The sequence below is a fragment of the Micromonospora sp. LOL_013 genome (assembly GCF_048060315.1).
GTDB lineage: Bacteria > Actinomycetota > Actinomycetes > Mycobacteriales > Micromonosporaceae > Micromonospora_E.
On the sequence record NZ_JBHMIQ010000034.1, the window covers coordinates 62,997 to 75,276 of the forward strand.

Below are 12,280 nucleotides of genomic sequence, written 5' to 3' on the forward strand. Positions count from 1 at the left end.
CGGCGTCACCGCGGGTCCTCAGCCAACGGGCCGGCACCCCGGTCCAGGTACCAGGCGGCGGTGCGGCGCAGGCCGTACGCCCGCAGCCGCCGGGTCGAGTTCTCCACCACCATGTCCCGGCGGTGGACGATCGCCGACGTGGTGCGGCGTACCCGGTTTAGGAAGGCCCGGTCGGTCGGCGACGGCCGGCGCGGCATGCCGCCGCAGGCCTGGTACAGCTCGGCGGTGACCGCCATGTTGTTGCCGGCGTGCATCCGGTACGGCGCCAGGTAGCCGCCGGTGCGCCGGTGCGCCGGGCGCAGCCGCCCGAACGTCGCGGCGAGCAGCACCAGCGCCCGGAACCCGGCCCGGCCGAGTGGGCCGTGTTCGTCGCGCCGGGCCCGGATCGCTCCGCAGACCAGCCCGGCCCCGCCGGCCAGGCCGGCACGTGCCGCCGCCACCCAGCCGGGCTGCGGTAGACAGTCCGCGTCGGTACGGGCCAGCCATCGGGCACCGTGCGCGATGGCGTACCGGAAACCGGTGTCGACCGCGGCGCCGACGCCCTTGCCCGGCTCCCGCAGCAGTAGGACCGGAAACGGCGCGGCCGCGGCGAACCGTTCGACCACGGCGGCGGTGCCGTCGGTGGAGCCGTTGTCGACCACGACCAGGGTGAAGTCCCGGTCGGTCTGGTCAGCCAACGCGGCCAGCGTGGCACCGATCCGGGCCTGTTCCTGGTACGCCGGCACCACCACCCACAGCGGCCCGGCACCGGCTGCCGCCCGGGCGGCAGCCGGCTGCTCGACCGCCCGGGTCACGGCTTCTCCCAGACCATGGTCATCACGCTGACCCCGCCACCGAGGCCGATCGCGAGCACCCGGTCGCCGCTGTCCAGCCCGGCGTCGACCCGGGCCAGCTGCACGCCGAGCGTGGCGCTGGCCAGGTTGCCCAGCTCGTCGACGGTGACCTCCAGCTTCTCCTTCGGCACCCCGGTGACCTCGATGAAGCGTTCCAGGTACGGCACGCTGACCTGGTGCACCAGGACGCGTTCGTAGTCGACCCAGTCCCAGCCGGTGCGCCGCCGCACCCGGTCCAGGATGTCGGTGCCGATCCGTTCGAAGACCGACCGCAGCGCGTGCCCGTCGCCGTGGAAGTAGGTGTGCTCGTCACCACGCGGGTGGCGGGACCCGCCACCGAGGATGCCACCGACCGACCAGTGCCCGGAGTGGGTCTCGGTGTCGATGTCGACGATCCCGCCGCGCCGGACCGACTCGACCAGCACCGCCGCCCCGCCGTCGCCGAACGTGTAGCCGGCGAACGACGACCGGGCTTGCGCCATGCTGTCCAGCCGGGGACGCATCACCCGGGTCGGTGTCTCGCCGGTGACGACCAGCGCCCGCCGCGCCCGTCCGGCGACGATCATCGAACGGGCCAGGTCGATGCCGTTGATGAAGCTGTTGCAGGCGTTGCTGACGTCGACCGCGTGCGCCGAGCCGCCCAGCTCGGCCTGGACGATGTGCGCGGTCGCCGGCTCGACCATGTCCCGGCTGGCCGAGGCGAACAGCAGCAGGTCGACGTCGTCGGGGGTGCGCCCGGCGGCGTCGAGCGCCCGCCGGGCGGCCCGCACCGCGAACGTCGAGGCGTACTCGTCGTCCGCAGCGACTCGACGCTGTCCGATCCCGGTCATCGTGGCGAACAGGCCGGGCGGCAGCGCGACGTCGCTGGCGGCGGCGACACGGTCCTGTAGGTCGGCGGTGGTGAGGGTACGGTCGGGCAGGCTGACGCCGACCCCGGTGATGCCGACCCGGGGGACGGGCCACTCCGGTGGCGACGGAACGTTCATTCACTCAGCTTCCTGCCGGACCGGGCCGGTCCGGATGAGTAGGGATGCTCAGCCCGACCTGGTGGTGCGGGCCCGCGTCGGTGGCGAGGTTACGGCCCGGTGTCTGCCGGGTACAGCCCGGGGATGGCCACGAAGTCGCAGCCCAAGGGGGCCCGGGGTACCGTCGGTCACGCCTACAGCGCACTGAATCTGCGGCTGGCGATGGCCGGCTTCGGACTGGTCTTCTGCACCGTGCTCGGGGTGCTCGCCTGGCGGGCCGACCTGACCGCCGGCGCGGTCGTTCTGTGGGTGTTGGCCGTGATCGCCGTGGTCGACCTGGTCGTCGTCCAGCGTCGCCGCCGGGCCCGCCGGCGGGAGCAACCGGGCGTACGGCACTCGCTGTTCGAGTGACGCGGTGCTCGCGCCCCTCGCGTGACCCGGGGTCCCGCCGTTCGAGTGAGCGGAACTCGGTGGCCCCGCCCGACGTTGCCGGCTGGCGTGACCGCCATGTTCGGCACCGTCGGCGCTGTGCGACTCGCAGGTCTTCACCTGCCGGGCGCCGCCGTCGTGTGCGCGTGGCTGGCTGGTACCCGAGGCTGACCCTCCTCCCGCTGCGGCAGAACCACGGAGGTGGGTGAACCGGTCCTTCCGGCGCCGCCCGTCGACGGGTGCGCCGGGCGGCGTGGTTCTGACGCGGTCGGGCGGTCTGGCACCCGCCCGCGTTCGCCGTCCGCCAGCTCGTTCCCCCACCCTGGAAGATCATCATGGCCAAGAGTCAGTTCGTGCGGGCGAAGCCGCACCTCAACATCGGCACCATGGGCCACGTCGACCACGGCAAGACCACCCTGACCGCCGCGATCACCAAGGTTCTCGCCGACCGGGACCCGACGGCCAACCGGTTCGTGTCCTTCGACGGCATCGACCGGGCGCCGGAGGAGGTCTCGCGGGCATCACCATCAACATCTCGCACGTCGAGTGCGAGACCGCGACCCGGCACTACGCCCACGTGGACATGTCCGGCCACGCCGACTTCGTGAAGAACATGATCACGGGGGCGGCGCAGGTGGACGGGGCGATCCTGGTCGTCTCCCGGAACTGCTCGACCTGGTCGAGCTCGAGGTCCGCGACCTTGTCGCCGAGTACGGGTCCCCCGGTGAGCAGGTGCCGGTGGTGCGGGTGTCGGCGTTGCGGGCGCTGGAGGGGGACCCGCGCTGGGTAGACTCCATCGTGGAGCTGCTCGACGCGGTCGACCGGGGCACCCTGCGGCTCGGCGACCCGGTGGAGGTGGTCGGGCTCGGTCCGACCCTGTCGACCGTGGCGACCGGGCTGGAGACGTTCGGCAAATCGCTGGACGTCGCCGAGGCCGGCGACAACGCCGCCTTACTGCTGCGTGGGGTCAAGCGCGACCAGGTGCAGCGGGGCCAGGTGGTGGCGGTGCCCGGCAGCGTCACCCGGCACCAACGGTTCCGGGCCCGGCTGTACGTCCTGACCACCGCTGAGGGGGGCCGGCGTACGTCGTTCTCCGCGAACTACCGGCCGCAGTTCTACTTCCGTACTACGGACGTGGTCGGGTCGGTGAGCCTGGGCGACCGGACGATGGCCATGCCGGGTGACACGTCGAGGTGACGGTGGAGTGGGGGAGGCCGGTCGCGATGGACGTCGGGCTCGGCTTCGCCGTCCGGGAGGGCGGCCGTACGGTGGCCGCCGGCACGGTGGCCGAGCCCCTCGACTGAGACCCGGGTACGGCCCTCCGGCCCGGCCGGAAAGCCGTACCCAGTGGACGGCGACCGGGATCGCCTTCTGCTCACAGCAGATCTCCTGTCAGCAGAAGGGGCAGCGGTCCGGTCCGTCGCCGGTCGATGCTGGTAGCCATCATCACCGTGATCGAGAGGGCGTCACTGATGCGACACACCAGGCCCGCGATGGCTGCGGACGGCGCGACCACCGGGTTCGGCGACCAGGTCTTCCAACAGCTGCTCAAGGAGCGGGTGATCTTTCTCGGCACCCAGGTCGACGACACCTCGGCCAACACGATCTGTGCGCAGATGCTGCTGCTGGCGGCCGAGGACAGCGAGCGCGACATCTTCCTCTACATCAATTCACCGGGCGGCGTGATCAGCGCCGGCATGGCCGTCTACGACACGATGCACTACATCGGAAACGACGTGGCGACCGTCGGCCTCGGTCTTGCCGGGTCGATGGGCCAGTTCCTGCTCTGCGCCGGTGCGCCCGGCAAGCGGTACGCCCTACCGCACACCCGGATCATGATGCACCAGCTGTCCGGCGGGATGGGCGGCACCGCCGCCGATATCGCCATCCAGGCCGAGAACATGCTGTACATCAAGCGGACGACGATCGAGCGGATTGCGTCCCATACCGGACGCACTCGCGAGGAGATCGAGCGGGACTCCGACCGCGACCGGTGGTTCACCGCCGAGCAGGCCCGCGAGTACGGCATCATCGACCAGGTCATCGCCACCACGGCACAGCTGTCCACCGGTGGCGTCCCCAGCTGACCGGGCGAGCCTGGACGGAGACTTTCGATGCTGCTGCGACAGGTCATCGGGCGGGTGTTGCGTCGGCTCCGGCAGGACCAGGGCCGTACTCTGCAGGACGTCGCCCGAGCCGCCGGGCTGTCCACGGCGTACCTGTCGGAGCTGGAACGCGGACGCAAGGAACCGTCCTCGGAGATGTTGGCATCGATCTGCCGGGCGCTCGGTGTCGCGCTGGAGGAGCTGTTGGCGCAGGCGACGCAGGAGCTGACCCGCAGCCGTCCGATGGCTACCGTCCGCTGGCGACGGTTTGTCCGGCCCTCGGGCGACCCTGCGTCGGCGACCCGAAGGCGACGGGGCCGGGCGGGTCCGTCCGTCGGCCGTCCCGGCGAGCGGCGGGCCAGCCGACTGGTGGCCGGCCCGCCGCTCGCGGCGCAGCAGCGGGCCAGCCACCAGCACAGGTTCAGGAGCAGGCCACTCCGTTGACGGTGATCAACTCTGGTGCCGGGTTGGCCCCACCGGCGGTGGTGACGTTCAGCCCGAACATTGCCGTCTCGCCGGGCTCCAGCCGGCCGTTGTAGGTCTCGTTGTGGGCCGTCACCGTCGCCCCGGTCTGGCTGACCTCAGCCATCCACGCCTCCCGGAGCCGCTGGTCACCGGTGAACGCGAAGCGGACCGTCCAGCCGTCGACCGTGGCGTCCCCGGTGTTGGTGATGTCGACCTGGGCGGTGAAGCCTCCGCCGCCGGCCCACTCACCGTAGTTGACGTACTCGGCCCGGCAGCTCAACGGCGCCGGTGCGGGCACCGCGTCACCCTGGTCGGCCAGGAAGGAGGCGATCCAGCTCAACGCCGAGTTCCAGTTGATCGCCACTTCGTTGGTCGCGTACGACTCGATGTCGTCGACGTAGCAGAACATCGGGGCGCAGCCTTCCAGCAGGTCCCGGGCGAACGGGTCGTCCAGGCTGGCGTTGGCGCCGCCGGCGATCGATCCGGCCGGTGGAGTCGGCAGGTCCGGGTCGAGTTGGTTGCCGAAGATGCGGCTGTGCTGGTTGCGCGGGTACACCGAACCCCAGCCGGTGACGTAGGAGTGGTTCAGCGCGTTGCGGCCGAAAATGTAGTCCATCGCTTGCACGGCACCGTCGCGGTACCCGCTGTCCCCGGTCATGTCGTACGCCGTGGCGAGCACCACCGCGTTGTTGATGATGTTGCTGTTGGCACCCCAGAAGTAGGCGCCCCGGTTGCCCGGCATCGGCAACCCGTACGCCTGACCGTCCAAGGTGGCGAGGTAGGAGTCAGCCGCGGCCACCACCGAGGCGCGGATCCGGTCCCGTTCCTGCGGGGCGAGCCCGTTCGGCACGGTGGCCAGGTCGAGCCGGCCGAGCGCGGCGGTGGAGCCCCAGCCGAAGCCGGTCGCGTCGAAGACGTCCCGGGTGTGGTGCGGCGAGGCGGTGACGTCGTCGAGGTAGCTCTGCTCGCCGGTGGTCAGGTACATCTCGGCCGCCGCCCAGTAGAACTCGTCGCTGACGTCACCGTCGCTGTATGCGCCGCCGCCGTTGCCGTCGGCCGGATCGGCGAGCCGGTCCGGGTTGGCCTCGGCCGCCGCGTACGCCGTCGTCGCCGCCGTCTGACACTGGTCAGCGAACGCGGTGTCGTACGGGGCGTACAGTCGGGCGCACTGAGCGGTGACAGCCGCCAGGTTCAGCGTGGCTGCGGTCGATGGTGGATGCAGCTCCCGCAGCTCCGGGTCGTCCTCCGGCTGCAGCGGCAGGCCGGTCCAGTTCCGGTCGTGGATCTTGTGGTGGGCCATCCCAGCGAGCGGTTTACCGGTCGGCACCTGCATCCGCATCAGGAACTCCAGCTCCCAGCGGGCCTCGTCGAGGATGTCCGGCACGCCGTTGTCCCGCTCGGGCACCCGCAAGGTGCCGTCGCCGAGTCCGGCCCCGCCGTCGGCGCTGGGCGCGGTCTTGGTCCGCTCGAACGCGCTGAGCAGCTGGTAGGTGGCGATGCCACCGTTGACCACGTACTTGCCGTGGTCGCCGGCGTCGTACCAGCCGCCGCGCACGTCGAGCCGGTAGTCGCAGACACCGGGCTGGCACGGCACGTCGATGTCGCCCTGGTTGGGGGCGACGCCGACGTGGCCGGCCGGGCGGGCGTACTCCTCGCCGACCAGGTCGCCGTCGATCGCGATGCCGCTGCGCTGGATGTAGAAGAACTGCAGCGCGTCGGAGCGCAGTTGCTGGTAGATGTCGCCGGAGATGGCGAACGGGTAGCTGGTCTCGCCGTCGGTGACCAGGGTGAACCCGGTGCCGGTGCCCCGGTACGCGGAGAAGTCGATGGTGTGCGTCTGCTCGCCGGAGGCACTGTCCAACCCGCGTACGGTGCTGGTGCCGCTGGCGACGACGGCCCCGTCGGCGTCGTGCAGCTGCCAGTCGAGCGGCTCGGTGGCGTCGGTGACGACGGTGGCGTTCTTGGGCCCGCCGGGCAGGTAACCGACCTGGTTGACCCGCACCCGCGGGCCGGTGTCCGGCACGTACGGCGGCTCCTCCTCGCCGCCGCGCAGCGAGACGTCGTCCAGGCAGAAGGTGTACTCGTCGGCGTTGCCACCGACCTGGAAGGCGAGCTGGGCCCGTTCGGTGTCCTCGCTGGCGACGAAGGTCGCCTCGACCCGCGACGGTTCGGCGGTCAGTGCCAGGTCGCGGCCGAAGTAGCCGGTGTACGGGTCGGCGCCGAGCTGGACAACCGCCCGTACGGCGGCGGCCGGTTCGGCGGACGCGGTGAAGCCGATGGTGTACTCCTCGCCGGCGATCAGCGGCAGGCTCTCTTGCAGGATGCCGGCGTCCCACGGATTGGCCAGCCCGGTCGGGACGGTGGCGCAGAGCTGTCCGTCGACCACCCCGGTGCTGCTGGTGCCGTAGCTGATCCAGCCGTCGGTGCCGTTGCTGAAGTCGCCGTTGGTGATCTGCTCCGGCCCCCCGGGCGGAGGACCGGCGCTGTCATCGCTGACCAGCGACACGTCGTCCAGGCACAGGATGTAGTCGGCGGCACCGCCGCCGAGTTGGAAGGTGAGGGTGCCGTCGGGTGAGTCGAGGTTCGCGGTGAACTCGTAGGTGACTGTCTCGCCGTCCGGCCCGAGGTCCAGCTCGCGGCTGAGTACGGTGGTGTAGGGCTCCGCGTTGAGCTGGACGTTCGCCCGTACGGTCGCGGGGACGTCGCTGGCGGCTGTGAAGGCCAGGCGGTACGCGGCACCGTCGATGAGTTCGATGCCGTTGTGTCCGATGCTGGCGTCCCACGGGTTGGTGGTGCCGCCGGGCACGCTGGCGCACAGTTGGCCGTCAGTGGCGGCCAGGGCGACGTTCTCGGTGCCCCACCAGGGGGCTGTTCCGTCGTCGAAGGTGCCGTTGACGATATGTTCGCGTTCCTCGGCGTATGCCGTCGTCACGGTCAGGGTGGTCAACGCCAGGACGCTGGCACTGGTGCCGGCGAGTAGCGCGACCGTCCGGCGTCGTCTGGATCGGGTCACGGGGTTCCTTCCGCGCGTGGGTCGGACTGCCCGGGTCGGGGGGGTCCGAGGACCGGACCTGACGTCGGTCCTCCCCGGGCCGCGCCGGAGGGCAGGGTTGGGAGCGCTCCCATTGATCTAAGACGATGTTGCCAGGGCGTTACCGGAGTGTCAATCACGTCATGCGCGGCGGGCCGTGCGACCGGCGCCCGACGTCTGCTTTGTGGCGCTTCACGGCTTATGTCCGTTATCTTGCCGCAATTCTCCATAATCTTTAGCATCTGCATGCTGATCTACTAGAGACATTTCTGCCCTGTTCCTGGCAGGCTGCCAGCCATGACCCTGAAGCTGCGTTCCGCGGCGGTGACCGACCGCGGCCTGATCCGGAGCGGGAACCAGGACTCCGTGCACGCTGGCGACTGGCTCGTCGCCGTCGCCGACGGCATGGGTGGGATGGCCGCCGGGGATCTGGCGAGCAAGATCGCGGTCGAGGCGATCGCACCGCTCGATGCGGCCGTCGCGGACGATGAACTGGTACCGAGGCTGCAGGCGGCGGTCGAGACCGCCAGCGCCGGGATTCGTCAGGCGATAGCCGAGGATCCGGCGCGGGAGGGGATGGGAACGACGCTGACCGCCCTGCTCTTCGCCAGGTCCGGCGCGGCGATCGCCCTGGCCCACATCGGCGACTCGCGGGCGTACCTGCTGCGGGGCGGCGCGCTGGAGCAGGTCACCCGGGACGATACGTTCGTGCAGATGCTGGTTGACGAGGGCGTCATCACTGCGGAGCAGGCCGCCAGCCATCCGCGTCGGGCGGTAGTCACCCAGGCGCTGCAGGGGGAGAACGTCAACCCCGCCTACCAGGTCTTCGAGCCGCAGACCGGCGACCGTTGGCTGCTGTGCAGCGACGGGCTGTCGAACGTGGTACAGGCGGAGAGCATCGCCGAGGTCCTGGCCACCTACGCGGACCCGCAGGCGGGCGCGCAACGGCTGGTCGACCTGGCGATTCGGGCCGGTGGTCCGGACAACATCACCGTGGTCATCGGCGACATCACCGAGGTCACCGGCGACATCGCCGGGTAACGGGGCCGAGCCGCCGGCGGCGGCCGGCCCGGGAGGTCGGGGCCGGCCACAGCCGGTGGGAAAGCCTGCAGCGTGGGTCGCGACCGGCGGCCGGGCAACGGCCCGATCCACCGATCGGCCCGATCAGTACGTCGACTGCAACTGTCCGCGGAGCTTGGTCAATGCCCTGGCGAGCAACCGCGACACGTGCATCTGGGACACGCCGATCTGATCGGCGATCTGTGACTGGGTCAGGTTGCCGTAGAAGCGCAGGGTGAGGATGCGCTGCTCGCGTTCGTCGAGGGTGGCCAGCGCTGGGCCGAGCGCGACCCGCAGCTCCGCCAGCTCGTACTCGCGGTCCTCGGCGCCGAGCATGTCGGCCAACTCGGTGGCGCGCTCGCCGTCGCCGGTCGGCGTGGACAGCGACACCGCGTTGTACGCGCGGGCACCCTCCAGGCCTTCGAGCACCTCCTCCTCGGTGATCCGCAGGTGTGCGGCGATGTCGGCGACCGTCGGCGACCGGCCCAGCGTCTGCAGCAGGGTGCTGTTCGCCTCCGAGATGCTCAGCCGTAGCTCCTGCAGCCGGCGGGGTACCCGGATGTCCCAGGTCCGGTCCCGGAAGTGCCGCTTCAGCTCACCGATGATCGTCGGGATCGCGTAGCCGGCGAAGTCGACGCCGCGCGTGGGGTCGAACTTGTCGATGGCCTTGATCAGGCCGACGGCCGCGGTCTGCGCGAGGTCGTCGGTCGGCTCACCCCGGCCGCTGTAACGCTGGGCGAGGTGCTGGGCCAGCGGGAGCCACGCCTCGATGGCCCGGTCGCGCAGTGCCTCCCGGGATGGGTGCCCGGTCGGCAGCGCCGCCATCGCGGCCAGCAGCTCGGTTGCGCTGTCCTCTGGCGCGGTCGTCCGCTTGTCCAGTGTGGCCGGCGTGGTCACCGCCCGGTCCACTGTCCTGGGCCGGTCCACTGTATTCGGTTCGGCTACTGTCGTCGGCTCGGTCACCGTGCGGTGTCCGGTCAGTGTCGCGGTCATGGTGGTCCTCCCTGCACCTCGTCCGCGGATATGGAAAGTGGTGCGTCTTGATGTGTCCGCTAGGGTCTTTCGGCCTCCAACATTAACCTGGTCGGTCAATCAAAAGCTAGCCGAAAGTACGATGTATTTATCGCCCATGATAGATCAAATCGGACATCTTTTCGCGCGTGAGCACCGTTTCCTGCCGTCGGTTACCCCGTCCGCGGGCAATGAAGCGTCACCAGCGCCTCATGATCGTCGACCGGTAGGTCGCCCGGGGCGACCGCCGTGCGTCGGGCATTCGCTGGTGTGCCGATGGCCGAGCTCAACCCGTTCCTGCATCTGGACCAGATGGGTGAGGTGGAGTACGCGCACGGCCTCCAGCTGTGGGTCGACCTGCCCAGGCCGAAGAAGTTCGCATCGCCCCGCTACCAGGGCATCCGAGGCGACCAGGTCGCCCTGCGCGCCACTGCGGACGGCGGAGCACTGATCCGGGTGATCTCCGGCTCGGTCGCCGGGCTCGACGGCCCCGGCTCCGCCCACACCCCGATCACCATCAGCCACTTGACGGTACAGCCGGGGCGCAGGTGGACCTGCCCTGGCGGGCCGACTTCGACGCTCTTGCGTACGTCCTGGGCGGCCGGGGGTCCGTCGGCCGCAGCTGCGGCCCGTGCGCACCGGCCAACTGGCTGTCCACGGGCCGGGCGACACGCTGCGGATCGCAGCCGACGCCCGGCAGGACAGCCGCGCACCGCAGCTCGACGTGTACGTCATCGGCGGTCGGCCGATTCGGGAACTCATCGCCCGGTACGGGCCGTTCGTGACGAACATCCGGGCGGAGTTGCTCGCCGCGTTGAGCCTCGCCGACGTGCTGCCGGCGGGCACGGCGGGTCAGGAGACCAGGAACACCCCGAGCACCCCCAGCACCACCATCACCAGGACCGCGAGGAGCAGTCCTTGTTCACTCTGGATGGTCTGGTCGGAGTAGGGTCGCTGGGGATCCGGGGTGACGATTTCGGTGCTCATCGTGCCTCCTCAGCCTGCTGCCCTGGCATCTTGACAATGACGGTAGGCAGCAGGTCTCGTCCGTGAATCCCGGAGCCGTGCCACCTACGGGTGTCGCCGCAGCAACCGGGTACCCGGTCCGCCCCACCCAAACACCGTCCCGGGAAGAACAAAGTGATGGGTGCCGGAGGCGCGGGGCAGGTAATGGGCGCCGCAGCGCGGCGGGGCGGGACAGCACCCAGGATGCTGTCCCGCCCCGCCGCTCGTGATCTCCCTGCTGGGGCCGTCCTCGTCAACGGGATTGGTGTCCGGCCGGCTGGCTCGACTCCCGTAGCACCTGGTGGGCCCGGTCGGCGTATTCGGCGTCGACCGTCACACCGTACTGGCTGGCCTGTAGCAGGCTGCGGGAGGAGAAGTCCCGCCGGCCACCGGTCATGGCGTGCGCTACCGCACCGAACACGGCACCCCAGACCGCACCGATCACCACGGCGGTGACGATGATGCCCAGCCAGTTCACCACCGCGAAAATGCCGATCAGCAGGCCGATGAACAGCCCGAACCAGGCACCGGTTCCCGCGCCGGCCAACGCCGCCCGGCCGGTGGTGAGTCGGCCGGTGACCTCCTCCACCAGCCGGAGATTGGTGCCGACGATGGCGGTGCGTTCCACCGGGAACCGGTTGTCCGACAGCCGGTCGACGGCGCGCTGCGCGGAGGCGTAGTCCGGATAGCTGGCGACGGTTACGCTGGTCCGCGCGGGACCGCCGTCCTGCGGCGCGGCGCCGGGCGCGGTGGCTGGTCCGGCTGGTCCGGCCGGCAGGTTGCTGGCTGGGAAGTTGGCGGTGTCGCCGAACATGCCCGGCGACGGATTATCCGTACGCGTCGTGGATCTGGTCATCAGAGTCCTTCCGTGGATACTCCGGCCTTCAGACCGCGGAGGAAACGGAACCCCCGCGGAGCGGGACAGGGAAAGTCGATCCGCCGCCGAGGTGGATCGGCGTCCACCCCACACCAACCCCACGGCTGAGGACCGAATCGCTAGATTGTCGACTGTGTCCAGGACCGTGAAGCGGGCGTTCAGGTACCGCTTCCACCCCACCCCGGAGCAGACGGCCGAGCTCGCCCGGACGTTCGGTTGTGTCCGGCTGGTCTACAACATGGCGCTGGCCGCCCGCACCGAGGCGTGGACGCAACGCCGGGAACGGATCACCTACAACGCCACGTCGGCGATGCTGACCGGGTGGAAGAAGACCGACGACCTGGCGTTCCTCAACGACGTCTCCTGCGTCCCTCTGCAGCAGGCGCTGCGGCACCTGCGGACCGCGTTCACCAACTTCTGGGCGAGACGGGCCCGGTATTTGCCGCAGGGCGCGGCGCCGTCGACGGTGACCGTGTCGCAGGACGCGGCGGGCCGCTGGT

Annotated in this window: 11 protein-coding genes and 2 pseudogenes; 7 read left to right on the forward strand and 6 right to left on the reverse strand. The window is 70.5% G+C overall.

The features are described from left to right. Window positions 1-5 precede the first annotated feature (5 nt). Together ACFHWS_RS21560 and ACFHWS_RS21565 are read right to left on the reverse strand one after the other, a co-directional pair. Entirely contained in the window at window positions 6-794 is a 789-nt protein-coding gene (locus tag ACFHWS_RS21560; RefSeq protein WP_416568903.1) for a glycosyltransferase, read from the reverse strand. Continuing rightward, entirely contained in the window at window positions 791-1,819 is a 1,029-nt protein-coding gene (locus ACFHWS_RS21565) for a 3-oxoacyl-ACP synthase III family protein (RefSeq protein WP_416556696.1), read from the reverse strand. Before ACFHWS_RS21565 ends, ACFHWS_RS21560 begins: the two co-directional genes overlap by 4 nt. Before the next feature lie 123 nt (window positions 1,820-1,942). Here ACFHWS_RS21565 and ACFHWS_RS21570 point away from each other — a divergent pair, with 123 nt between their 5' ends. From ACFHWS_RS21570 to ACFHWS_RS21585, 4 genes and pseudogenes are all read left to right on the forward strand, one after another. Further along, entirely contained in the window at window positions 1,943-2,209 is a 267-nt protein-coding gene (locus ACFHWS_RS21570; protein WP_416556695.1) for a DUF6343 family protein, read from the forward strand. A 353-nt stretch (window positions 2,210-2,562) separates the two neighbouring features. Further along, window positions 2,563-3,531: pseudogene (locus tag ACFHWS_RS21575) on the forward strand (GTP-binding protein). Window positions 3,532-3,699: 168 nt separating this feature from the next. Beyond that, a complete protein-coding gene (locus ACFHWS_RS21580; RefSeq protein WP_416556693.1) occupies window positions 3,700-4,314 on the forward strand; it encodes an ATP-dependent Clp protease proteolytic subunit in 615 nt (204 codons plus the stop codon). Window positions 4,315-4,341: 27 nt separating this feature from the next. Continuing rightward, window positions 4,342-4,776, forward strand: coding sequence for a helix-turn-helix domain-containing protein (locus ACFHWS_RS21585; RefSeq protein ID WP_416568904.1), 435 nt, complete (start codon window positions 4,342-4,344; stop codon window positions 4,774-4,776). On the opposite strand, the gene ACFHWS_RS21590 is transcribed toward ACFHWS_RS21585, so the two are convergent. Next, window positions 4,754-7,810: a glycoside hydrolase family 9 protein gene (locus tag ACFHWS_RS21590; RefSeq protein ID WP_416568905.1), complete on the reverse strand. Its 3,057-nt coding sequence runs from the start codon at window positions 7,808-7,810 to the stop codon at window positions 4,754-4,756. The genes ACFHWS_RS21585 and ACFHWS_RS21590 overlap by 23 nt on opposite strands. A gap of 315 nt (window positions 7,811-8,125) precedes the next feature. Here ACFHWS_RS21590 and ACFHWS_RS21595 point away from each other — a divergent pair, with 315 nt between their 5' ends. Next, window positions 8,126-8,869 (forward strand): PP2C family protein-serine/threonine phosphatase, encoded by a 744-nt coding sequence (locus ACFHWS_RS21595; protein ID WP_416556690.1) that lies wholly within the window; start codon window positions 8,126-8,128, stop codon window positions 8,867-8,869. A 123-nt stretch (window positions 8,870-8,992) separates the two neighbouring features. On the opposite strand, the gene ACFHWS_RS21600 is transcribed toward ACFHWS_RS21595, so the two are convergent. Further along, entirely contained in the window at window positions 8,993-9,712 is a 720-nt protein-coding gene (locus tag ACFHWS_RS21600) for a SigB/SigF/SigG family RNA polymerase sigma factor (protein ID WP_416556744.1), read from the reverse strand. Window positions 9,713-10,529: 817 nt separating this feature from the next. On the opposite strand from ACFHWS_RS21600, the pseudogene ACFHWS_RS21605 reads away from it, so the two are divergent. Beyond that, window positions 10,530-10,655 (forward strand): annotated as a pseudogene (locus ACFHWS_RS21605) (pirin family protein); the annotation flags it as partial. 95 nt (window positions 10,656-10,750) lie between these two features. Here the strand turns inward: ACFHWS_RS21605 and ACFHWS_RS21610 are convergent. After that, complete coding sequence (locus tag ACFHWS_RS21610) at window positions 10,751-10,885, reverse strand: hypothetical protein (RefSeq protein WP_416568906.1); 135 nt, start codon at window positions 10,883-10,885, stop codon at window positions 10,751-10,753. Window positions 10,886-11,156: 271 nt separating this feature from the next. Beyond that, a complete protein-coding gene (locus ACFHWS_RS21615; protein ID WP_416556688.1) occupies window positions 11,157-11,759 on the reverse strand; it encodes a general stress protein in 603 nt (200 codons plus the stop codon). Window positions 11,760-11,913: 154 nt separating this feature from the next. Between ACFHWS_RS21615 and ACFHWS_RS21620 the strand changes: the two genes are divergently transcribed. After that, the coding region (locus ACFHWS_RS21620) for a helix-turn-helix domain-containing protein (RefSeq protein ID WP_416568907.1) at window positions 11,914-12,280 on the forward strand (367 nt) is incomplete at its 3' end.

Coding starts and splice junctions, on each gene's coding strand:
- ACFHWS_RS21565 (WP_416556696.1), bottom strand. CDS start 1,819: ATGAACGTTCCGTCGCCACCGGAGTGGCCCGTCCCCCGGGTCGGCATC.
- ACFHWS_RS21570 (WP_416556695.1), top strand. CDS start 1,943: ATGGCCACGAAGTCGCAGCCCAAGGGGGCCCGGGGTACCGTCGGTCAC.
- ACFHWS_RS21580 (WP_416556693.1), top strand. CDS start 3,700: ATGCGACACACCAGGCCCGCGATGGCTGCGGACGGCGCGACCACCGGG.
- ACFHWS_RS21585 (WP_416568904.1), top strand. CDS start 4,342: ATGCTGCTGCGACAGGTCATCGGGCGGGTGTTGCGTCGGCTCCGGCAG.
- ACFHWS_RS21595 (WP_416556690.1), top strand. CDS start 8,126: ATGACCCTGAAGCTGCGTTCCGCGGCGGTGACCGACCGCGGCCTGATC.
- ACFHWS_RS21600 (WP_416556744.1), bottom strand. CDS start 9,712: ATGGCGGCGCTGCCGACCGGGCACCCATCCCGGGAGGCACTGCGCGAC.
- ACFHWS_RS21610 (WP_416568906.1), bottom strand. CDS start 10,885: ATGAGCACCGAAATCGTCACCCCGGATCCCCAGCGACCCTACTCCGAC.
- ACFHWS_RS21615 (WP_416556688.1), bottom strand. CDS start 11,759: ATGACCAGATCCACGACGCGTACGGATAATCCGTCGCCGGGCATGTTC.